The following is a 21,233-nucleotide window of genomic DNA, read 5'->3' as shown; positions in this document are numbered from 1 at the left end:
TTTATGCCCGCCGGATCGGGGGGTCCGCCGCCGCGGCCGACCGCCGCGATCGACCCCTCAGTCGCCGCGCGCCGGCCGGGGATCGAGCGGCCCCTCCCCGCGGGCGACCGCCCGCAGCCGCCGGCCGTGGACGTCGTCGGCGCGGATCCGGTCCGCGACCGCGGGCGGCAGCCACGCGTCGCGGGTCGCCGGGTCCGGAGCCGGATCCGCGTCGGCCGGTCGGAGGTCCGCGGGGAGATACCGGACGTAGGTGGGGAGCCGTTCCCGGAGCGGGATCCCGCCCGCGTCGGCGACCGTCCGGAGCCCCTCGAGGTCCGGCCACGCGTACTGGGGATTGACGTAGTCGTCGGTGACGGGCGAGACGCCGCCGAGGTCGTCGATCCCGCAGTCGACGAGGTCGGCCGCCGGCGAGAGGTTCGGCGGCACCTGGACGGACACCTCGGGCGGGAGCGCGGTTCGCGCCATCGCGACGACCCGCCGCATCGTCTCGAGGTCCGGCTTCGCGAAGTCCGACCGCTCGTTGGGGACGACGTTCTGGACGATGACCTCCTGGACGTGGCCGTGTCGCTCGTGGAGTTCGCGGATCGCGAGCAGGCTCTCCGCGCGGTCCCGCCACCCCTCGCCGATCCCCACGAGGATCCCCGTCGTGAACGGGACGTCCTGCCGGCCCGCCGCGCGGATCGTGTTCAGCCGCTGGCCGGGCGTCTTCCGTCGACCCCCGGCGTGCGCGTCGACGTCGGCGGTCGTCTCCAGCATCACGCCCATCGACGCGTTCACCTCCCGCAGGTCACGGAACGTCTCCTCGGTGAGGTCGCCGGGGTTCGAGTGCGGGAGCAGGCCCTCCTCCAAGGCGATCTCGCAGGCCCGATACAGGTAGTCGTGGATCGAGTCGAACCCCCACTCATCGAGCGTCTCGTGGATCCGCGTGTACCGGTCGTCCGGCTCGTCGCCGAAGGTGAAAAGCGCCTCCGTACACCCCGCGTCCGCGCCGACCCGGCACCGCTCGCGCACCTCCTCGGGCGAGAGCAGCGACGCCTCGCCCGGCACGTCGTAGTAGGTACAGTACGTACAGGTGTACCGGCAGGCGGTCGTCAGGGGCACGAAGACGTTCCGGGCGAAGGTGAGCCCGTCCGCGACCTCGACGTCGGCGGGCCCGACCGAGAGCAGCCGCTCGACCGCCCGATCGTCGACGTCGATGTCGATCCCGTACGCTGCCGCCTCCGCGAACACGCCACCACCTCGGCGGCCGAGTTCAAAAAGCGTCGCGGTCGCGGATCGCGGCCGCGAACCGCTCCGAGGGGTCCTACTCGCGGACGACCCCGACCCGGCCGCCGTCCGCGTCGAGCGAGAAGCCGGCCTCCCGGAGCCACGCCGCGGCCGCGCCGTCGCCGTGGATCAGGAGCTCCGCGAGGTCCGAACGTTCGTCGACGTCCGTCGCGAGCCGGTGGGAGTCGACCGTCCGGACCGTCGCCCCGACCTCGTCGGCGATCCGCCGGTGGTCGAGGTAGGACGCGCCGTGGTAGTCGACGCGGAACCGCGGGTGCGAGACGACGAGGGCGTTGGTGCCGCCGCCGCGGCCGGGCACGATCGAGACGTCCGGCGCGCCGCTCCGGTCGCGTCCGTCTCCGCCCGCGTGACCGGCGAACAGCCGGTCGAACGCGGCGGGCGTCGCGAGCGCGAGGTCGGCCATCACGACCGCGAGCGGGTCACCTTCCCCGCCCGGTCGGCGCTCCGCGAGGACGGCGTTGACCGCGTCGGTGAGCGGCCGGTCGTCGACGGTCACGGGCGGCGACGGCCCGCCCGCTACGGGGCCGTCGCTCGGGTCGAACTCGTCGGTCGCGAGAACGTGCGGGTCGCCGCCGGCGCGGTCGATCGCCGCTAACACGTCGGCGAGCATCGTCCGCGCGAACGTGGCCCGCTCGGAGGGAGAGAGGGCGTCCGCGAGCCGCGATTTCGGTCGGTCGGCGGAAAAGGGGACGAGGACCTCCATTCGACCGTCGCCTAGAACAGCGACTCGAGCTCGTCGCCGTCGTCGCTGACGAGGTCGTCGAGGTTCTCGTCGCTCTCCTCGCGGATCTCGTCGAGGTTGTCCTGCGCCTCGATGGCGACCTCCTGGAGCTCCTTGATCCGCGGGACGTTCGTGACGCCCGCGAGCAGGATCACGGTGGCGACGAAGCCGGCGCCGCGGTACGGGTAGTCGCCGCCGCGGACCTCCATCGAGCCCGTCTGCTCCTCGAGCCACTTGCGGCCGCGTTCGATGCCCTTCCGATTCAGGTACTCCGGCGGCCCCGCGAGCACGAGCAGCGCGCGCTCCGCGCCCTCGATCTCACACGGGAGCGTGAGCCGGCCGAGCGCCGCCTTGCGTACGAGGCTCGTGATCCGGTTCGTGGTGTGGGCGCTGTCGAGCTCGTCGCCGTCGTCGTCGTTGCGGAGCCGCGAGAGGAGCCCGCCGGAGCTGCGCTCCTCGACCTCCTCCTCGGCGTAGCCGACCGTGGAGACGCCGCCGCCCGACAGCGTGTTGATGATCTCGGAGGAGTCGACGACGCTCTCCGCGATCTCCTGGCCCTGCTGGACCTCCCCCGCGCCGAAGAGGATCCCGAAGCGCCGGACGATCTCCTCGTTTATCTCCTCGTAGCCGCCCTGGACGGACTCGCCGGTCTTCCGCCAGGCGTCGTTGTCGAACACCATCAGGTTGTCCACCTCGCGGACGAACGTCTGGAACGACCGGGCCGCGTTCAGGGTGTAGATCCCGCCCTCGTCGCTGCCGGGCAGGACGCCGAGCCCGTAGACGGGCTCGGTGTAGATCCGCTTGAGGTGTTTGGCCAGCACCGGCGCCCCCCCGGAGCCGGTGCCGCCGCCGAGTCCCGCCACGACGAGGAACGCGTCCACCTCGTGGACCGGGATCGAGTCGATCGCCCCCTGTACCTCGTCGATGTCCTCCTCGGCGATCTCCGCGCCGAGCTCGTTGTCCGCGCCGACGCCGTGTCCCTTCACGCGGGACTGTCCGATGAGCACGCGCTGGCTCTCGGGGACGTGTTCGAGCCCCATGAGGTCGGCCTTGGCCGTGTTCACCGCCGCTGCGGCGCGCACGATCTCGGACCCCGTCCGTTTGTCGTACTCCAGGAACTTGTCGACGACTTTCCCACCCGCCTGTCCGAATCCGATCATTGCCAGTTTCATGTTGAACTCCCTCCGTCTTTGAAACGACCAGAGTGGGATCCGGACCATAAGGCTTCTGATGGCGTTACCAGTCCTGAGATCCGCACGGATCCCGCTCCGGCCATCGGGGCCGTCGGGTCCGGCGATCGCGAGACGATCGCCCCCGCTCTCCCGGCGTCGACCCGCACGATCCCGGCGGTCGAGCCGGTGGAACGGGTCATTCGACCCCCAGATACGCCGCGAGCGTGGTCATCTCCGAGGCGTCGACGCCGAACGCGCCCACGTCGTTGTCGGCGGTCGTGTTGTCGAACTTCAACGACCGGTACTGGTCGCTCCCCATCGGGAACCCCGGAACGGCGCCCAACACCGAGAGCCCGAGTCGCGCCAGCGGCATCGGCAGCGGGACGATCGTGACGCCCTTCCGCTCGGCCTCGTAGACGAGGTTCGTCACCTCCCGGAGCGTCAGCGTCTCGGGGCCGCCGACCTCGTACACCGCCCCGACGTGGTCGTCGGACTCGAGGGCGGCCGCGAGCATCGGAACGAGGTCCTCGACGTGGATCGGCTGGAAGCGCGTCTTCCCGCCGCCGGGGAGCGGGTACAGCGGCACGCCCGGCGCGAACATCCCCTTGAGCCGCTTCGTGAACGAGACGAACTCGCCGCCATCGCCGAAGACGACCGAGGGGCGGAACACCGTCCACTCGAGGTCGCTCTCCCGGACGATCTCCTCCGCCTCCCCCTTCGCCCGGATGTAGGCGGTGTCGCCGTCGGGGTCGGCCCCGAGCGCGCTCATCTGAAGGAACCGGTCGGCGCCGGCCTCCTCGGCCGCCCGGACGAGGTTCTCGGTCCCGGCGCGGTGGACCCGGTCGTGCATGACGTTGCCCCCCTTCGGCTCGAAGAGCGGCGAGAGCGCGACCAGGTTCACCACCGCGTCGTGGTCCTCGACCGCGGGGGCGATGGAGTCGTACGCCGTGACGTCGCCGACGGCGGAGTCGACCCCCTCGGGGGTCTCCGCCGGGGACCGCGACATCGCGGTCACTTCGTGGCCGTCCTCGGCGAGCGCGCGACAGAGGTACGACCCGATGAAACCGGTTCCGCCGGCTACCAGGACCTTCATATCCCCCCGATTGGCGAGGAACGAACGTAAACCTACCGCGGCGTCAGACGCCCGGACGACGTCCGTCAACGCGAACCACGGTCGTCGGCGGACGCGACGGGGAACACGGTCGTCGGCGGGCGCGAGGGGGAGCGCGGCCGGCGGGAGGGGTCCGAGGGGCCGACTCCGCGACTCAGGTCCAGCGGTCCAGTCCCGTCTGGACCTGCGACTCGCGGATGCGCTCGAACCCGCGATCGACCTCGCCGGCGTCGATCCCCCACTCGTCGACCACGTACGCCCGCGCGGCCTCGACGTCCGGGTCGATCGTCGGATCGACGTCCGCGTCGGAGACGGGCGGGTCGAGGAAGAACCGCCGGACCGCCTCGGCGTTGGGGATCGACGCGTCGCGCGCCGCGAGGACGGCCCACAGGTCACCGTGTTCGCGCACCGCGGACACCGCCGTCTTCGGCCCGATCCCGCGGACGCCCTCGTTGAAGTCGGTGCCACACAGCATGGCGACGTCGACGAGCCCCTCGCGGTCGAGTTCCAGGTCCGCGAGCGTCGCCGCCAGGTCCATCAGCTCCGGGTCGCCCTTGCTCGTCAGCTGCCGGAGCGTCGTCGGCGCGCCGAACAGCAGGGTGTCGTAGTCCTCGCTGCCGGCGTGATCGACGGACCCCGTCGCGGCCATGTGCGCGCACTGTGCCTCGCCCTCGGCCGGGGCCTCGACGACCGGCACGTCGAGGAGCGCGAACAGCTCGCGGGTCGTCTCCTGGATCGTGTCGGTGAGCCGCTGGGTCCGCGCGGAGAGGCGGGCGGCCTCGACGGCGTCGCCGCGCTCCGCGGCGGCCGCCTGCCGCTTCTCGGCGCGCTCGCGCTTCTCCCGCCGCTCCGCCACCTCGTCGGCCTTCAGGTCGGTCATCTCCCCGTCGAACACCATCACCGGCGTGAGGTCGTGTTCGAAGAACTTCGGGAGCCCCTGGACGACCCCGATCAGGTTGGCGACCTCGACCCCGTCCGCGGTCGTGTAGGCGTCGTCGTTCGTCCACTTCACCGTCGTCGTGAGGTAGCGGTACAGCCAGTTGTGCGCGTCGACGGCGACGACGCTCCCCTCCAGCTCCTCGAAGGCGACCTCCCGTATCGACGCGAGGTCGCGCAGGTCCGCGTTTCCCATTACCCGTCCGATCGGTTTCCGGGGTATTAAACGGTCGAGACCGGCGTCGAGGACGGGACTTCCGCTCGCGCGCTCCGACGGGGGTTCCGTTCACTCCCGTCGGTCGGTCACGTCGGTGTAGATGGCGAACCCGCCCGAACCGTCGTCGTAGACCGCGTTCTGGAGGAGGAACTCCCGGTCATCCGTCGCCGTCCGGCGCACGACCTCCACCGATTCGAGGCCGCCGCCGGCCTGGACGCGCCGGTTGATCCGCGACGCCCCCTCCTCCCCGCCCGGCGGAACGATGTAGGCGTCGAGGGAGTCGTCGACGATCTCGGACGCCTCGTAGCCGAACACCGCCTCGAAGGCGGGGTTGATGCGTCTGACGATCGGCTCGTCGTCCTCGTATTCGACCTCGACGGTCGGCTGGGTGAGCCGCTCGAACAGGAGCTGAAACCGCCGGCGCTCCTCCCGGAGTCGGCGCTCGGCACGGGCCTGGTCGACGGCGTTGCTCACGCGGTTGGCCAGGACGGCGTACTGGTGGGTGCCGGACTGCTTTCGGAGGTAGTCGGTCACGCCGGCCGAGATGGCGTCGCTCGCGACCTCCTCGCTGCCCTTGCCCGTGTAGAGGACGAACGACAGGTCCGGATGCTCCTCCCGGACCGCCCGGAGGAGCTCGATCCCGTTCATCCCCGGCATCTCGTAGTCCGAGACGACGCAGTCGGGCGGGTCGTCGTCGATCAGGTCCAGCCCCCGGTCGGGACTCGTCACCGTCTCGACGACGAACCGGTCGTTCCTGCGCTCGAGATACGTCGCCGTCAGATCCGCGAACTCCGGGTCGTCGTCGACGCAGAGAACCCGGATCGGGTTCGGCATGGGCTAGCATGGAATAACGAACAATTATGTGTTGCGGTGATACCCCCGGCGAACCGACCGGCGATCGAGCGGGCCGGTCACGTCGACCGCACCGGCGTCGGCGACCGAACCGGCTACGTCGAACTCGCCGGGGCCAGCTCCGCCGCCTTCGCACGCGCGCGCGAGACGATGGACGGCTTGGCCTCGAAGGCGAGCGTGACCTGCTCGTCCGCGTACGTCTCCTCGTCGACGTGCGCGTGGTCGTGGACCCACGAGACGAGGCTCATCGCGTCGTCGGAGACGGGCACCACCAGCCGCTCGCGCTCCCACTCCGGGAGCTCCGCCTCCACCCGGTCGCGAAGCTCCGCGACGCCCGCGCCCGTCCGCGCCGAGACGGCGACCGGGTCCGGCGCGAGCCCGGAGAGCGCGGCGCGTTTGTCCGCCAGCTCGCCGGGGTCGAGCCGGTCGATCTTGTTGAAGACGGTGACGATGGGGGCCTCGTTGCGCTCGTACAGGGTGTCGTGGCTCGTCACGAGCTTCTCGCGCATCTCCGGGACCGGCTCGCTCGCGTCCACGACGAGCAACACCAGGTCCGCGCGGTACACCGAGTCCAGCGTCGACTCGAACGACTCGACGAGCCAGTGGGGGAGGTCCGCGATGAACCCGACCGTGTCCGTCAAGAGGACGTCCCGCTTCTCCATCTCCGCCCGCCGGGTCGTCGTGCCGAGCGTGGTGAACAGCATGTCCTCGGACTCGGCGGTCCGCGCGAGGTCGGGGTGGCGGTCCTCGTTCTCGTCGACGTCGAGCTCGGCGGCCAGCTGCCGCATCAGCGTCGACTTGCCCGCGTTGGTGTAGCCCGCGAGCGCGACGAGGTCGAACCCGGAGTCGCGGCGCTGCTCGCGGCGGGCCTGCTCCTTCTCCGCGATCGACTCCAGCTCGTCGCGGATCTCGGAGATCTGGCGTTTGATGTCGCGCTCGACGCTCTCGTCGTACTCGCCGAGCCCCATGAAGCCGGGGCGCTCGTCGCGTTTCGCCAGGCTGGCCTTCGCCTCCGCGCGTGGGAGCTCGTACCGCAGCTCCGCCAGCTCGACCTGGAGTTGCGCCTTCCGCGTGTTGGCTCGCTGGCCGAAGATCTCGAGGATGAGCGTGAAGCGGTCGATCACCTCGACGCCCTCGGGCAGTTTTCCGCCGACGTTGAACGTCTGGTAGGGTCCCACGTCGTTGTCGATCACGACGCAGTCGGCGTCGCGCTCGCGGACGAGGTCGCGAAGCTCCGCGACCTTCCCCTCCCCGAACATGAACGCGGCGTCCTCGGTGCGGGTCTGGGTGAGCCCGCCGACGACCGCGTAGCCCGCGGCCTCCGCGAGCCGGGAGATCTCGGTCAGGTCGGCGTCGCCGGCGTCGACGCGCTTCGCGACGATCGCCCGGCGGTCGCCGGTCGGCTCGCCGCCGCCTCCCCGGTCCGCGCGTTCGGCTCCTCGGTCCGGTCGGGCGCTTCGTTCCGTCCGATCCGTCGACGCCCCCCGGTCGGCGTCCCCCGTCACAGGAGCAGCCCCCGAGCGGCGTACGCGGCGTGGTGTGCGGCCTGCACTGTTTCGCGTTCGCCTATGCTCTCGACGTATTTAAACTCGGGCTGGAAGCTCAACCCGACCCGCTCGGCGGGCTCCTCGTAGAACTCGCCGTGCTCGGAGACGATCGGACACGCCGGCGGCTCGGGGAGGTTCCCGACCGCCTCGGCGACGAGGTCGACGGTCGCCTCCAGCGTCGGCCCCTCGCGGGCGCTGGCGAACCCGATCCCCTCGACCGAGCGGATCCGGCTGGAGTCGATCGCCGCGTGGACCGCGGCCGCGACCATCAGGTACTCCCCGTCCTCCTCGTGGCGGCCGCTGATGTCGACGCCGACGATCTCAGGGGCGGGAGCGGGCCACCCCGGTTGGCGCGCCGACCGCGTGCGTTCGAACCATACCGCGGCGTAGGTCCCCCCTCGGCTTGAAGTTCCCGCCCGGATCGTTCCGTCCGCCCGACCCGCTCCGCTCACCTGAACCGCGCCGTCCGCCTGAACCGCGCCGCCCGCCCGAGTTATGTGTCCCCGGACGCGTGGTGACAGGCATGTCGAAGTCGTGGCTGTACGCGTGGGGGCTGGCGTCGGTCGCCTTCGGGGGCGCGTCGCTCGTCGTCCCGTTGTACGTCGTCGATCTCGGCGGATCGGCGGCCACGCTCGGCACCCTCGCCGCGGTCGCGGCGGCGGTCGGGGTTCCGGGCGCGCTCGTCTTCGGTCGGCTCGCCGACCGGACGGGACGGCGACGGGGGTTCGTGCTCGCCGCGCTCGCGCTCCTCGCGGCGACGCTCGGGCTCCTCCCCGCCCTCGAGTCGATTCCGGCCGTGATCGCCGCCAACGGCGTCGTCTGGTTCGCCTCCGCGTCCGCGACGCCCGTCGTCACCCTGCTCGCGGTCGCCGGCGCGCCCGAACCCGAGTGGAGCGCGCGGATCGGCGAGCTGAACGAGTACCAGGGGATCGGCTGGGCGCTCGGGCTGCTCCTCGGTGCGGTGTGGACCGGGGTCGCGGCCCGCCTCGGCGGCGGGAGCGGCGTGGACGGGCTCCTCCTCGCGCTGGCCGCCGTCGCGGGCGTCGGCCTCCTCGCCTCGGTCCGGTGGCTCCCGCCCGACGCCGAGTCGGCGGACGTGTCGCCCCGGCGGCTCCGGCGCGCGCTCCGGCAGGCGAATCGCTTCAGCGTCCGGGCGGCGACGTTCCCGTTCGCCGTCGGTCGCGCGGACTTCCGGCGGCTCCACCCGGAGCGGATCGCCGACCGCTTCACTCCGACGCTCGCGCTCTACTTCGGCGCGCTTTCGCTGTGTTTCACCGGCTTCGCCGCCTTCTTCGCGCCGCTGCCGGCGTACCTCACGGACGTCGGCGTCGGGTCGGACGGGGTGTTCGGTCTCTACCTGGTCAGCAGCGTCGCCTCGGCGGCGTTCTTCGAGCGGGTCGGGGAGCTCTCCGGACGGCGCGACCCGATGTCGATACAGGTCGTGGGGCTCACGGCGCGGGGGATCGCGTTCCCGCTCGTCGCCGTCGTCGGGGTTGCGCTCGGGGTCTCGACGCTCGGCTATCTCGGGATGGGGGCCGTGTTCGGACTCGTCGGACTCACCTGGGCCGTGATCGCGGTCACCGCCGGAACGCTCGTGACCCGGCTCGCGCCGCTCTCCGTTCGCGGCGAGGCGCTCGGCGTGTACGCCGCGTTGAGCGCCCTCGCCGGGGCCGCAGGCAGCGTGATCGGCGGCCGACTCGCCGCCGCGAGCTACGAACTGGGCTTCGCCGCCTCCGGCGCGCTGGTGCTCGTCGGCGCGGTCCTCGTCCACCTGCTCGGGCGACGGATGCGCCGGAACGCCGACTCTGCGATGACCGAATCGACCGCGGCGGCCGCGGCGGCCGCGACCGACCCGGCCGAGGAGTCGCCGACCGAGAGTCCGCCGACGGAATCCGGGGCGACCGAAACGCCGACGGACGACGAGTGAGTTCGGGCGATCTCCGCCCGGACGGGCCCCTGAGCCCCGCTACCGCGCCAGGGGCATGTTGTAGCTCGTCTCCTCCGCCATGACGACCTCCCAGGTGTCCTCACAGGCACACGAGACCTGCTCGAAGACGCTCGGGTCCTGGCGTTTGTCGAAGTCCTTGATCGCGGTCTGGACCCGGTCGTCGCACTCGCCGCAGTTGTGCGCGCCGCGGTCGGAGCCGTGACCGACCGGGTCGGAGACGACGATGGCGTCGACGTCGGCGGTCTCCTCGAGCACGTGCGCGACCGTCCAGAGCCACGGCGGGCGGTAGCCGCCCTCGAAGAACAGCTCGTCGACCATCGTGTACCGCTGGACGTTGGTCGGGTTCATCGAGACGGTGTGACAGCCCTCGACGGCGGCACACCGGCGGATCGAGTCGACCATGTCGGCGGCGGCCTCGGGCTCCGCGAGGAACGGCGGCTTCAGGAGGAGGTACGCCTTGACGCCCACGTCGGCGTCGAAGGCGTCGTCCGCGGCGGCCGCCTCGGCGCAGGCGTCCTCGAAGTCCGCGAAGTCGAAGTACTTGTTGACGCAGTCGCGCCGGACGCGGTCGGTCGCGGTCTCGAGCCCGACCGCCACGTCGGTCGCGATCCCGTGGTCGGCGAAGTCGCCGATCTTCTCCCGACTCACGAAGTCCGGCAGCGACTCGACGACGATCCGGTCGCGGTCCGCGAACGTCTCCGCGATCGCTTGCCGCGTCTCCGCCGGGACCTCGCGCTCGTCGAGGAAGGAGCCGGAGGTGTAGATCTTGATCAGCTCGGCGGGCTCCGCGGCGTTCTCGCGCTCGTGTTCCAAGCAGGCCTCGATCTGGGTGATCAGGTCCTCGTGGCTCACGCTGCCGCCCTCGACGGACTCGGCGACGTAGCCGCACATCGTACAGCCGCCGGCGCGGGCCCAGCGGCAGCCGCCGGTGTTTAAGATGATCGTGAGCGAGTTCACCACCCCGTCGGGGGTGTTGTCCTCGTCGATCCAGACCCTGGTCGGCTCCGTCGGGTCGTACGTCTCCGAGCGCTCGGCGCGGATGTCGCGCATGACCGCGTTGTGCGCATCCATGCCGCGCCCCTGCTCGTAGGCCTCGGGGCTCGGTTGGCTCATTGGCGGGGGAAGCGGCCGAGCGCGTAAAGCCGTGTCGTCACGTCGGAAGGGTGACGCTCACGCCGGCGGGTCGGCGATCACGTCGGGAGGTTCACGAGCATGATCCCGAGCGCGAACGCGAGGAAGGTGACCGACGCGACGACCGCGTACCAGCCCACGCCGACCGCGAGCGCGACGCGGCCGCCGAGTCCCGTCCCCTCGGGCGTCCAGACCCCACGGTCGGGGAGGAACCGCAGGCAGGCGACGGCCGCCGCGCCGGGAACGAGGACGTTCGCGGCGATGACGCCCGCGACGATCCCGGCCGCCTCCCCGCCCGTGACGGAGCCGGTGCCGGCGACGAGGAGGGCCACGCCGAAGTACGAGAGCACCTGAACCACGACCACGCCCGCCCCGACGACGAGGTAGTTCGCGAGGAGGGTGCGCGTCGGCCAGACGAACAGCGCCCGGAGCCGTTCGATGGCCAGGAGCGGCGACCAGATGAGCAACACGACGGCGGCGAACGCGGAGAGGACGGTCAGCTCTGTGGGGACCATGGCCGGGACTTCTCTCTGCCCGTCACAAATATTCTCCCCATCGAGCTCCGGGGAACCGCCTCAGCGACGCCCGGCGGCCCCGATCGCGCCGCGCGCGGCCCGAGCCGCGACGACGAGGGCGCCCGCGGCCGCCCCGACCGCGTTGACGAGCGCGTCCCGCCACGCGAACGTCCGCCACGGGACCGCGGTCTGGAGGAGTTCGACGCCGAAACCGACCGCGACCGCGACCGCGGCCGCGAGGAGCAGCCCGCGGCCGTCTCGACCCGTCGCGCGCGCCGACAGCGCCGCGAGGACCGCGTAGCCGACGAGGTGGAACGGGTCGGTGAGCACGATGACGCCCGCGACGCCGCCGCTCCCGCCGGCTCCGAGACCACCGCCGCCCCCGCCTCCGGGAACCGGGACGACCGACGCGACGACCACGAGCGCGGCGAACGAGGCCGCCGGCCGCCACCGGTCCCACGCGGTGCGTTCCGGCGGATCGTCGGAGACCGGGTCGCTCGCGGGAGAACGAGGGGCGTTCACGGAGGCGTGATTCCCCGCCCGGTCGGTTACGTGCTTCGGTGGACCCGTCCGTCGCTCGGCGGTCGTCGGTCAGCGATCGCTCGCGGGAGGGATCCCGCGCCACTCCGCGCCGGCGACTCACGTGCGGGCGTAACCGGTTTCGGTTTCCGTCTCACGTGAAGGCCTAACACGCTCTGGACCGTATATAACGAAAGAGCATTACATGACCGAAATGGGCGGCTACAGGGACCGAGTTGCACAGGTCGATCTCACCGACGGGGCGGTCGAGTACCACGGGATCGACGACGAGGACGCGGAGAAGTACATCGGCGCGCGCGGGCTGGGCGTCAAGTACGTCTTCGACGCCGGCCCCGACGTCGACCCGATGGGGCCGGACAACCGGCTGGCGTTCATGACCGGGCCGCTGACGGGCACCCAGACCGTGATGAGCGGCCGGATCGCCCTGGTGACGAAGTCCCCGCTGACGGGGACCGTCACCGACTCCCACCACGGCGGCTGGTCGGGTGCGCGGCTCAAGTGGGCCGGCCTCGACGGGATCCTGCTCGACGGCGCGAGCGACGACCCCGTCTACCTCGTCGTCGAGGACGGCGACGTGGAGATCCGCGACGCCTCCCACGTCTGGGGGAAGGGCGTCCACGACACGGTCGACGAGCTCGGCGAGGAGGTCGAGGGGTCGGTCGGCAAGAACCTCTCGGTGATGGCGATCGGACAGGCCGGCGAGAACGGCGTCCGGTACGCCTGCGTGATGAACGAGGACGACCGCGCCTCGGGCCGCGGCGGCACCGGCGCGGTGATGGGCTCGAAGGGCGTGAAGGCGGTCGTCGTGAAGAGCGGCACGGACATGCCGAAGCCGGCGGACCCCGAGACGTTCAAGGAGGGGTATCAGCAGGCGATGGAGGTCATCCGGGAGTCCGACGTCACCGCGCCGAACGAGGGCGGGCTCTCGATGTACGGCACCAACGTCCTGATGAACGCGACCGAGGAGATGGACGGGCTCCCCACCAAGAACGCGAAGTACACCTCCACGGAGGCGTACAACGGCACCGAGGGGATCGACGTCGACGCCGAGCGCGTCTCCGGCGAGAACGTCCGCGAGAACATCCTCGTCGACGAGCCGACGTGTCACTCCTGTCCCGTGGCGTGTAAGAAGGAGGTCGAGGTCCAGCTCCACCACAAGGGCCAGGACATGAACGTCCGCACGGAGTCGTACGAGTACGAGTCCGCGTGGGCGCTCGGCCCGAACTCCGGACACACCGACCGCGACGAGATCGCCCTGATGCTCGAGCGGTGTAACGACGTGGGCGTCGACACCATCGAGGTCGGCAACACGATGGCGATGGCGATGGAGATGACGGAGGAGGGCAAACTCGACGTCGGCATCGACTGGGGCGACTCCGAGCGGATGGTCGACCTCATCGACGAGATCGGCAACCGCTCGACCGAACTGGGCGACCTCCTCGCGGAGGGGCCCGACCGGATCGGCGAGCGCAAGGACGCCCACGACAACAAGCTCTCGGTCAAGGGCCAGAGCATCGCGGCGTACGACCCGCGCTGTATGAAGGGGATGGCGATCGCGTTCGCCACCTCGAACCGCGGCGCGTGTCACCTGCGCGGGTACACGCCCGCGGCGGAGATCCTCGGGATCCCGGAGAAGGTGGATCCCTACGAGTGGGAGGGCAAAGGCGAGCTCACCGCCACCTTCCAGGACCTCCACGCGATCTCCGACTCCTTCGACATCTGTAAGTTCAACGCGTTCGCGGAGGGGATCGAGGAGTACGTCCTCCAGTACAGCGGCATGACCGGCCGCGAGGTCACGGAGGACGAGCTGTTCGAGGCCGGCGAGCGGATCTACAACCTCGAGCGCTACTTCAACAACCTCGCGGGCTTCGACGGCGAGGACGACAGCCTCCCCGGCCGGTTCGTGGAGGGCCACCCCGACGCGATCCCCGGTCAGGGCGCGAGCGAGGGGGAGCTCGCCGAACTGGACCTGATGAAGGAGGAGTACTACGAGCACCGCGGCTGGGTCGACGGCGTCGTCCCCGACGAGAAGCTCGACGAGCTCGGGATCGACATCGGCCCCGGAACGGGCGTCTCCGCCGGCGACTCGGCGGCACCCGCCGACGACTGATCCGACGAGCGATCCGGCGACTGCCGCCCGACGGATCACCCGCCTTCAGTTTTTAAGTAGCCGGCCGCGGTAGCCGCCGGCATGGTCCACGACCCGCTCTCTCCCTCCGAGGCGCTGCGCACTCGAGGCGGGGCGGCCCTCGCCGCCCTGGCTCTCCTCGTGCTCGTGTACGGCGTCCTGATCGTCGCGGAGCTGCTTCTCGCCGTCCTGGTCGCCGGGTCCCTGACGGCGGGCGCGTACCTCTCCTACCGGACGTTCGCCGTCCTCGACGCCGTCGCCGACGCGGCACAGCGGTTCGCCGACGCGACGGAACGCGAGGCGGACGCCGCCGCCAACGGCGACGCGTCGAGCGGGACGGAGCCGACCCGTCCCACGGAGCGCGATCGGTAGTCGGTTCGACGGGGCAGTTATATACGCTCACGGCGAATCCGGCGGCATGTCCGGACGTGCCGTCGCGACGCTCGGGACCGCGCTGACGACGTTTCTCCTCGTCGCCGTGCTCGTCACCGAACTCCTTTCGGCGAGGATCGCCTTCTCGGCGCTCGTCGGGCTCCCGGCCGGCGTCGTCGGCGGCGCGGTCGCCGGGGTCGCGACGTGGCTCCGGCTCTGGCGTCGAGCCGCGCTGCGTCCCGTGCTCCTCGGCTGCTCCGCGGTCGGCTACGCCCTGCTCGCCGCGGCCGCGGTGTCGTACTCCGTGCCGCCGGCTCGTCCGTTCGTGAGCGCGGAGAGCGCGGTCGGGGTCGCGGTCGTCTGCGGCGTCGCCGTGCTTCTGATCGCCCGTCGGTATCCCGAACGGATCCCCGAGTGAACCCGCGGGGAGAGGATCACGCGAGGAGGACGAACCGAAGCAGCCACAGCGCGCCCATGCCCGCCCCGATCGTCGCGAACACGTTCTCGGTCCGCCACGCGACGGCGCCGGCGACGACCCCGGCGAGCAGCCGCTCGTCGAGGAGCGTCGCGGCGACCGAGGGACGCACCGTCACCAGGTCGGGGAGGACGAGCGCCGCCAGCACCGCGGGCGGGACGTACCGGAGCGGCCGCTTGACCCGCGGCGGCACCGCGTCGATCCGGCCGAACAGGTGGATGAACGAGAGTCGGATCCCGTAGGTGAACGCTCCGATCACGACGATGGCCGCCCAGACGCGCGGGTCGCTGACGACCGCGTCGAGCCCGGCGATCACGTCGCCGTCACCTCCGTCGCCATCCCGGCCGCGATCCCGAACAGCGCGCCGACCAGCAGGCCGAGATTGAGCGGGAGCCCGGCGGCGACGACCGCGACCGCGCCGCCGACGATCCCCGCGGCCGTCGTCGGTCGGTCCTTCATCGCGGGGACCAGGAGCGCGAGGAACACGAGCGGCACGGCGAACGTGAGCCCCCACGCGTCGGGGACGCCGGCGCCGACGACGACGCCGACGACCGTTCCGATCTGCCAGACGATCCACAGCGACGCCGCCGCCCCGAGGTAGTAGCGCCAGCGGCTGCGGTCCTCGTTCCGCTCGTACTCGGCGATCGAGAGCGCGTACGCCTGGTCCGTGAGCAGATAGGCGAGCCCGGCCCGCGTCCGGCGGGCGTAGTCGGCAAAGTACGGCGCGATCGACGCGGAGTACATCATCATTCGGAGGTTGATCACGACCGCGGTGCCGATCACGACCGCGAGCGGCGCGTTCGACCCGAGGAGGTCGATCGCGGCGAGCTGGGACGCGCCCGCGAACACGATCACCGAGAGGCCGACCGCCTCCGCGAGCGTGAGCCCGGCGTCGACGGCGGCGATCCCGGCGACGAGCGCGAACGGGACGATCCCGAGCATGAGCGGCGTCACGTCGCGCACGCCGGCGGCCAGGTCCTCGTGGAGCACGTCCCCGTCCGTCCGGGTCATTCGCGGGGGTAGGCCGGCTCGTCGTGTTTGGCGGCGAGGTAGTCGGCGTGTTCCAGCTTCGTCGTCGCCTTCCGAACGGTCCCCAGAAGCGAGTGGACCTCCCGCTCGGTCGGGTGCGCGCGGCCGAGCAGCCGGCGCATCAACAGCGCGTTCTTCTCGCGGCGGTGCTCGCGCTGGCCCGTCGCCGCGAGGAAGTCGCCGAAGAGGTCGTGGAGCCGCTCCACGTCCTCCTCCGGCGCGCGGGTGACCGCGGTGTCGGGAAGCTGCGTCTCCTCGACGGTGAGGTCGCGGAGCTCGTAGAGGAGCACCGTCGCCGCCTGCCCGAGGTTGAGCACGGGGTAGTCGTCGGCGGCGGGGATCGAACACACCTCGTCGAGCCGCGAGAGCTCCTCGTTGTTGAGCCCGCGCCCCTCGCGACCGAAGACGATCGCGGTCGGCGCGTCGACGGTCGCGAGCGACTCCCGCAACTCCTCGGGCGTCTTGAACGGCCACCGCTCGTGGCGGCGGTCGTCCTCGCCGGTGATCGCGGTGGTGCCGACGGTGTGGTAGTTCTCGACGACCTCCTCGAAGGTCACCTCGTCGGCGTTCGGCAGCACGTCCTCGCGGGCGTGGCCGGCGAAGCCGTACGCCTCGCCGTCCTCGTCGAGTTCGGGCGGATCGACCAGCTTGAGGTCGGAGAGCCCGAAGTTCTTCATCGCCCGCGCGATGGTGCCGACGTTGCCCGGCGTCTCGGGTTCGACGACGACCACGACCGGCTTCCGCCGGACGGACGGGGCCCCCGCGTCGTCCGTGGAGCCGGTCCCCTCCGCGTCCTCCTCGCTCATCGGTTCGATGGGTACTCCGTCGAGAGGTCGACGTCGGAGTCGGAGAGTTCCTCCTCGGTGAGCCGGTCGTCCTCGGCGTCCTCGGCGGGCTTCTCGCCGGCGAGCGCGCGGATGTCGATCCGGTCGCCCTCGAAGTCCTCCTCGAGACGCTTCTGGATCTCGTGTTGGTCCGGGAGGTCGGGCAGTCCGTCGGGGTCCTCCTCGACGTGTTCGACGGACGCGTAGCCGTCGGGCGCCTCGTTGCCGGCGGCGACCCACTCGTGGAAGCGGTCGCCGAACTCCTGGCTCCCCTTGTGGTCGCTGCCGCCGGCCTCGCGGAACCAGTAGATGAAGTCTGGCTCGTGGTCGGGACAGAGCAGGACCTCCCCGCCCGGCTCGCCGTAGACGATCTCCGCCTCCTTGCTGCGGTGGACCTCCTCCTCGCCGTACTCGAGATAACAGACGTCACACGGCTCCTCGACGAGCCCGACGAGCCGCACGAGCCGCTCTCTGGGCTCCTCGGGGATCTCCTCGAGGGGCTTCAACTCCCCGTCCTCGGAGATGATCTCCTCCTCGTCGAACCGCCAGCCGCGGAGGCCGATGCTCACTTTCGCCATGCTCGCGGCTTGTCGCGGCGCGGATAAAAGCGCGTCCTTCCGGGCCCGCGGTTCCGGTACTCGGCGGATCCGCGGTCGCCGGGGAGGCGCTGGCGGAGAGGTGTCCGAAACGGAACGCGGCAGAGGGTTTCCGAGCCGTCAGGACCGGTCCCGGTCGAGCGCGCGCTCCCGGTCTCGCTCCTGCTCCCGTTTCCGCCACTCCGCCGCGTCCTCCGGCGTCTCCGTCTCGAGCAGCCTGTCCAGCTTGCGCTCGAACTGCTCGTCGGTCAGGTCGCCCTCCGCGTACCGGGCTCGGAGGCGGTCGATCGCGTCGGCGTTGCCCTCGGTGACGCCGTCCTCGTCGATCCCTCGGGCTCTCGTGTCCTCGCGTGCGGTTTCCGTGGCGGTCTCCGTCGAGTCGTCCGCTTCCCCCTCCTCGTCGAAGAGCATCGAGACCACCGGGACGACCACGACGTAACCGAACAGCATGAGCGGGAGCCACCACTCGACGTCGAGAAAGAGCGCGGCCAGCCAGACGCCCGTGACCACGGTCGAGGCGATCTCGGTGGCGTTCGCTCTCGCGCGTTCGAGCGGGGACGAGTCGGTCATACGGCCGGGTTCGGCGGAGACGGACAAAACGGTACCGTCGGATCCAGAGGTGGGTGTCGTTGCCGGCGCGGTGAACACGTCCAAAGTCCCACCCGACCGCGACCGTCCCGCACCTCACGCCTCCCCAGCCTCGCGGTTCGCGGTTTCACCGCTCACCGCGTCCAGCGAGAATCAAAGATTCTCTGGCAGCCGGCGGCTTCGCCGCCGGCGACCTCGCGGACTCCTCGCGCCCTATCGGACGCTCGGAGGCGCAGGGCGAGAGCGAAGCTCTCGCTTGAAGCCGGCGGCGGAGCCGCCGGCGACGCCACCGCCCCGGCGATCGTTGCGGTGGATCGTCCGTCCCCTCGCCCGCCGGTTCCGGGCGGGCTTTAAGAGTCGCGACCCTCGATCCGGTATGCGAAACGTGGACGCCGCGGGCCTCGGGATCGGCGACGACCACCCGCCCCGGATCATGGGCGTGTTGAACGTCTCGGCGGAGTCGCCGTACGACCCGAGCGTGTACGACGATCCCGGCGAGGCCGCCGAGTACGTCGACGAGGAGCTGATCGGCGAGGGAGCCGACATCGTCGACGTGGGGCTCGAGTCCGCGAACAAGGACCTCGACGTGCTCTCCGCGGAGGAGGAGCTGGAACGGCTCGACGTCGCGATCGAGACGCTCGAGTCGACCTCGGGCGACGCGGTCTGGTCGATCGAGACGCGATACCACGAGGTCGCGGACGCGGCGCTCTCGCGCGGGTTCGACATGGTCAACGACGTCTGCGGGTTCGCCGACCCGGAGATGCCGCGGGTGTGTCGCGAACACGACGCCGCGGTCTCGAAGATGGCGTCGCCGCCCGACCTCGAGCGGCCGGGCGCGATCGAGGACGTCGACGAGATATACGACGCGCTCTCGATGAACGGCTTCACCGACAAGACGATCCTCGACCCCGCCTTCGGCGGCTGGTCGGTCGAGAAGACCCACGCCGACGACCGCGAGACGTTCCGCCGCCTGCGGGAGTTCCGCGGCTACGGCCGCCCGCTCCTCGTCTCGATCAACCGCAAGAGCTTCCTCAAGACGATCGCGGGACGAAGCACCGAGGAGGCCCTCCCGGTGTCGCTCGCGGCCACCTCGATGGCGGTCGAGCGCGGCGCACACGTGATCCGTACCCACGACGTGGCCGAGACGCGGGACGCGGCGCTGGTCGGCGAGACGTTCGCCCGGAGCCGCCCCAGCCACGACGGTCCGGTGTCCGCCGAGGAGCTGGACGTGACCACGGTCCGCGAGGCCGAGCGCCACCTCGACCGACTCGACGCGCCGCGGGCGGTCGCGGACGGGGCGGTCGTCCACACCTACGAGCTGTCGGGACTGTCGCCGGAGGCGGTCGGCGCGCTCCGGGCGGCCGCCGACGGGGACGCCGCCGCCTTCGCGGTCGGAGGGCGAGCCGGGAGCGCGGACGCGGAGGCGGCCACGGGCGCCGAGGGGGCGCGCGGGGACGCGGATCGCGGACTCCTCGTCGGCACGGCCGACGGGCTCTCGTCGGTCGTGTCGTCCGTTTCCGGCGTTTCGGAGCCGCTCGACGCCGCGCTCGCGACGATCGACGACACCTAGAAGTAAGAGAAAGTTTATGCCGTCGTGTGGACAACGCTTCAACCGGACGCCGAAGGGGCACGCGGGTAGGGGTACTCTGTGCCACTTCGGCCCATACCATATTCACGACCGCGAGCGGCAGCGCCGCCGCGACGGATCGGGCCGCCGACCGTCCGACGCGACGTCGGAGGTGATCCCGTGAACTTCGAGACCTTCGAGCCCGTCTACGAGGCCATCCTGGCCGATCTCGGGTTCGACCGCGACGCGGACGAGGCGGCTCGCGACGTCGCCGCCGGGTTGTCGACGCCGTTCGACCTCTCGCGGTTCGACGGGTGGGAGGGCCGGACCGTCGCCGTCGCCGGGGGCGCGCCGTGTCTCCGCGAGGACGAGGAGATCCGCCGCGCCCGCGAGGCCGACGTCGTCGTCGCGGCGTCGACGGCGGCCGACGTGCTGCTCGAGGCGGGGGTCGCCGTCGACTGTCTGGTCACCGACCTCGACAAGAACCCCGAGACCGCGGTCGAGCTGACCGAGCGGGGGGTGCCGGTCGCCGCGCACGCCCACGGCGACAACGTCCCCGCGGTCCGCGAGTGGCTCCCGCGGTTCGACGCCGATCACACCCTGACGACGACCCAGGCGGCCCCGGTGGGTCCGGTGTACAACGTCGGCGGGTTCACCGACGGCGACCGCGCCGCGTTTCTCGCGGACCACGCCGGTGCCGGACGGCTGACCTTTCCGGGCTGGGCGTTCGACGATCCGGAGGTGGACCCGATGAAGGCGCGGAAGCTCGCCTGGGCCGCCAGGCTGCTGGGGTGGCTGGAGCGGCTTCGCGGCGATCGGTTCGCCGTCCTCGACGACCGACGCGATCGGGTCGATCGGGAGCTGGAGGCGCTGCTCGAGCCGTGAATCGGACGCGATCCGGGACGTCTCAGAGCCCGAAAACCAGTCCGTAGCCGAGAAGCGCCAGGAGCGCGGCGAACAGCGTCAGGAGCACGCGACGTTTCGTGATCCACGGCCCCGCGACGAGCGACTCGAGCCGGCCGGCCCGGTGGCCGTTCCGCAGGTTCGGCGACGATTCGGAGTTCTCTCGGGCGCGCCGTCGCTCACGACGATCGGTCATCGTCGTCTCCGGGGCCATCCGCCCCGTCGCCACCCCCGTCACCTCCGGCGTCGTCACCGGAGTCGTCGTCACCGGAGCCGTCGCCGCTCTCGCTCCCGTCGGTGGACTCCTTCGCTTCGGCGTCGTCGTCCTCGTCGCCGGCGTCGGCGCCATCGCCGTCGGCGGAACCGTCGTCTCCGCCCTCGGCGTCACCGGGAGCGTCCCTGGTTCCCGTTTTCCCGTCGCCGGAACCGTCGCTCTCGTCGTCGGGAAGGTTCGCGTCGTCGCCGACGGACTCCTCCGCCCCGTCCTCACCGGCCTCGCCGTCGGCCGCGTCCCCTCCGCCGTCGGACCCATCCGCCGCGTTCTCGGGGGTTCCGTCGCCAGCGTCGCCGGCGTCAGCGGCACCAGCGGCGTCGCCGTCAGCGCCGTCCTCGCCGCCTTCGGCGTCGTCGCCACCAGCGGCATCGTCGTCAGCGGCACCGGCAGCGTCGCCGCCGCCGACCGTCCCGTCGGTCTCGCCGCCGTCGGTTTCGTCGACCCCGCCACCGCTCTCGGCCTTCGTCGGCCGTTCCGGCTTCGGGTCCGGGTCGGCGACG

At 71.5% G+C, this 21,233-nt stretch carries 23 protein-coding genes and 1 pseudogene; 6 read left to right on the top strand and 18 right to left on the bottom strand.

The window, feature by feature from the left end; all coding sequences use genetic code 11:
* Window positions 1–57: 57 nt before the first annotated feature.
* From cofG to DJ70_RS00215, 8 genes are all read right to left on the bottom strand, one after another.
* Complete coding sequence (cofG, locus tag DJ70_RS00250) at window positions 58–1,230, bottom strand: 7,8-didemethyl-8-hydroxy-5-deazariboflavin synthase subunit CofG (RefSeq protein ID WP_094528930.1); 1,173 nt, start codon at window positions 1,228–1,230, stop codon at window positions 58–60.
* A 73-nt stretch (window positions 1,231–1,303) separates the two neighbouring features.
* Entirely contained in the window at window positions 1,304–1,990 is a 687-nt protein-coding gene (gene cofC / locus DJ70_RS00245; protein WP_094528927.1) for a 2-phospho-L-lactate guanylyltransferase, read from the bottom strand.
* Window positions 1,991–2,001: 11 nt separating this feature from the next.
* The gene (locus DJ70_RS00240; protein ID WP_179233912.1) at window positions 2,002–3,180 is read right to left on the bottom strand and encodes a tubulin/FtsZ family protein; all 1,179 of its coding nucleotides are present in this window, start codon (window positions 3,178–3,180) and stop codon (window positions 2,002–2,004) included.
* A gap of 196 nt (window positions 3,181–3,376) precedes the next feature.
* Complete coding sequence (locus DJ70_RS00235) at window positions 3,377–4,273, bottom strand: complex I NDUFA9 subunit family protein (protein ID WP_094528920.1); 897 nt, start codon at window positions 4,271–4,273, stop codon at window positions 3,377–3,379.
* A gap of 172 nt (window positions 4,274–4,445) precedes the next feature.
* Complete coding sequence (gene fen, locus DJ70_RS00230) at window positions 4,446–5,423, bottom strand: flap endonuclease-1 (RefSeq protein ID WP_094528917.1); 978 nt, start codon at window positions 5,421–5,423, stop codon at window positions 4,446–4,448.
* Window positions 5,424–5,513: 90 nt separating this feature from the next.
* On the bottom strand, window positions 5,514–6,278 hold the full coding sequence (locus DJ70_RS00225; RefSeq protein WP_094528914.1) for a response regulator: 765 nt from the start codon (window positions 6,276–6,278) through the stop codon (window positions 5,514–5,516).
* A gap of 113 nt (window positions 6,279–6,391) precedes the next feature.
* Window positions 6,392–7,678 (bottom strand): GTPase HflX, encoded by a 1,287-nt coding sequence (gene hflX / locus DJ70_RS00220; RefSeq protein ID WP_245810624.1) that lies wholly within the window; start codon window positions 7,676–7,678, stop codon window positions 6,392–6,394.
* Between the two features lie 119 nt (window positions 7,679–7,797).
* On the bottom strand, window positions 7,798–8,163 hold the full coding sequence (locus DJ70_RS00215; RefSeq protein ID WP_094529023.1) for a DUF2209 family protein: 366 nt from the start codon (window positions 8,161–8,163) through the stop codon (window positions 7,798–7,800).
* A gap of 203 nt (window positions 8,164–8,366) precedes the next feature.
* Here DJ70_RS00215 and DJ70_RS00210 point away from each other — a divergent pair, with 203 nt between their 5' ends.
* Window positions 8,367–9,770: an MFS transporter gene (locus DJ70_RS00210; protein WP_094528909.1), complete on the top strand. Its 1,404-nt coding sequence runs from the start codon at window positions 8,367–8,369 to the stop codon at window positions 9,768–9,770.
* Window positions 9,771–9,809: 39 nt separating this feature from the next.
* On the opposite strand, the gene DJ70_RS00205 is transcribed toward DJ70_RS00210, so the two are convergent.
* The 3 genes from DJ70_RS00205 to DJ70_RS00195 form a co-directional block, all read right to left on the bottom strand.
* On the bottom strand, window positions 9,810–10,904 hold the full coding sequence (locus DJ70_RS00205; RefSeq protein ID WP_094528906.1) for an archaeosine biosynthesis radical SAM protein RaSEA: 1,095 nt from the start codon (window positions 10,902–10,904) through the stop codon (window positions 9,810–9,812).
* Window positions 10,905–10,981: 77 nt separating this feature from the next.
* On the bottom strand, window positions 10,982–11,437 hold the full coding sequence (locus DJ70_RS00200) for a hypothetical protein (protein ID WP_094528903.1): 456 nt from the start codon (window positions 11,435–11,437) through the stop codon (window positions 10,982–10,984).
* 60 nt (window positions 11,438–11,497) lie between these two features.
* Complete coding sequence (locus tag DJ70_RS00195; RefSeq protein WP_094528900.1) at window positions 11,498–11,959, bottom strand: VanZ family protein; 462 nt, start codon at window positions 11,957–11,959, stop codon at window positions 11,498–11,500.
* Window positions 11,960–12,161: 202 nt separating this feature from the next.
* Here DJ70_RS00195 and DJ70_RS00190 point away from each other — a divergent pair, with 202 nt between their 5' ends.
* The 3 genes from DJ70_RS00190 to DJ70_RS00180 all read left to right on the top strand — a co-directional run bounded on the left by DJ70_RS00190 (window position 12,162) and on the right by DJ70_RS00180 (window position 14,895).
* Entirely contained in the window at window positions 12,162–14,087 is a 1,926-nt protein-coding gene (locus tag DJ70_RS00190; RefSeq protein WP_094528897.1) for an aldehyde ferredoxin oxidoreductase family protein, read from the top strand.
* Window positions 14,088–14,168: 81 nt separating this feature from the next.
* The gene (locus DJ70_RS00185) at window positions 14,169–14,477 is read left to right on the top strand and encodes a hypothetical protein (protein ID WP_094528894.1); all 309 of its coding nucleotides are present in this window, start codon (window positions 14,169–14,171) and stop codon (window positions 14,475–14,477) included.
* 46 nt (window positions 14,478–14,523) lie between these two features.
* Window positions 14,524–14,895, top strand: a complete 372-nt coding sequence (locus DJ70_RS00180) for a hypothetical protein (RefSeq protein ID WP_094528891.1) — start codon at window positions 14,524–14,526, stop codon at window positions 14,893–14,895.
* Window positions 14,896–14,911: 16 nt separating this feature from the next.
* On the opposite strand, the gene DJ70_RS00175 is transcribed toward DJ70_RS00180, so the two are convergent.
* The 5 genes from DJ70_RS00175 to DJ70_RS00155 all read right to left on the bottom strand — a co-directional run bounded on the left by DJ70_RS00175 (window position 14,912) and on the right by DJ70_RS00155 (window position 17,971).
* Window positions 14,912–15,268, bottom strand: a complete 357-nt coding sequence (locus DJ70_RS00175) for an AzlD domain-containing protein (RefSeq protein ID WP_094528888.1) — start codon at window positions 15,266–15,268, stop codon at window positions 14,912–14,914.
* Window positions 15,265–15,963: an AzlC family ABC transporter permease gene (locus DJ70_RS00170; RefSeq protein ID WP_094528885.1), complete on the bottom strand. Its 699-nt coding sequence runs from the start codon at window positions 15,961–15,963 to the stop codon at window positions 15,265–15,267. Before DJ70_RS00170 ends, DJ70_RS00175 begins: the two co-directional genes overlap by 4 nt.
* Window positions 15,960–16,787, bottom strand: a complete 828-nt coding sequence (locus DJ70_RS00165) for an RNA methyltransferase (protein ID WP_094528882.1) — start codon at window positions 16,785–16,787, stop codon at window positions 15,960–15,962. Before DJ70_RS00165 ends, DJ70_RS00170 begins: the two co-directional genes overlap by 4 nt.
* Window positions 16,784–17,383 (bottom strand): hypothetical protein, encoded by a 600-nt coding sequence (locus DJ70_RS00160; protein ID WP_094528879.1) that lies wholly within the window; start codon window positions 17,381–17,383, stop codon window positions 16,784–16,786. The genes DJ70_RS00165 and DJ70_RS00160 overlap by 4 nt, the downstream gene beginning before the upstream one ends.
* A 138-nt stretch (window positions 17,384–17,521) precedes the next feature.
* Window positions 17,522–17,971: an SHOCT domain-containing protein gene (locus tag DJ70_RS00155; protein WP_094528876.1), complete on the bottom strand. Its 450-nt coding sequence runs from the start codon at window positions 17,969–17,971 to the stop codon at window positions 17,522–17,524.
* 394 nt (window positions 17,972–18,365) lie between these two features.
* On the opposite strand from DJ70_RS00155, the gene DJ70_RS00150 reads away from it, so the two are divergent.
* Window positions 18,366–19,559, top strand: a complete 1,194-nt coding sequence (locus DJ70_RS00150) for a dihydropteroate synthase (RefSeq protein WP_094528873.1) — start codon at window positions 18,366–18,368, stop codon at window positions 19,557–19,559.
* Window positions 19,560–19,736: 177 nt separating this feature from the next.
* Window positions 19,737–20,441 (top strand): 6-hydroxymethylpterin diphosphokinase MptE-like protein, encoded by a 705-nt coding sequence (locus tag DJ70_RS00145; protein WP_094528869.1) that lies wholly within the window; start codon window positions 19,737–19,739, stop codon window positions 20,439–20,441.
* A gap of 22 nt (window positions 20,442–20,463) precedes the next feature.
* On the opposite strand, the gene DJ70_RS00140 is transcribed toward DJ70_RS00145, so the two are convergent.
* Both DJ70_RS00140 and DJ70_RS17105 read right to left on the bottom strand, forming a co-directional pair.
* Window positions 20,464–20,655: a hypothetical protein gene (locus DJ70_RS00140; protein ID WP_143420880.1), complete on the bottom strand. Its 192-nt coding sequence runs from the start codon at window positions 20,653–20,655 to the stop codon at window positions 20,464–20,466.
* Window positions 20,639–21,233: pseudogene (locus DJ70_RS17105) on the bottom strand (hypothetical protein); the annotation flags it as partial. The pseudogene DJ70_RS17105 and the gene DJ70_RS00140, both read right to left, overlap by 17 nt.

The organism is Halorubrum halodurans (assembly GCF_002252985.1).
GTDB classification, from domain to species: Archaea; Halobacteriota; Halobacteria; order Halobacteriales; family Haloferacaceae; genus Halorubrum; species Halorubrum halodurans.
This window is presented reverse-complemented; position numbering and strand designations above follow the sequence as displayed.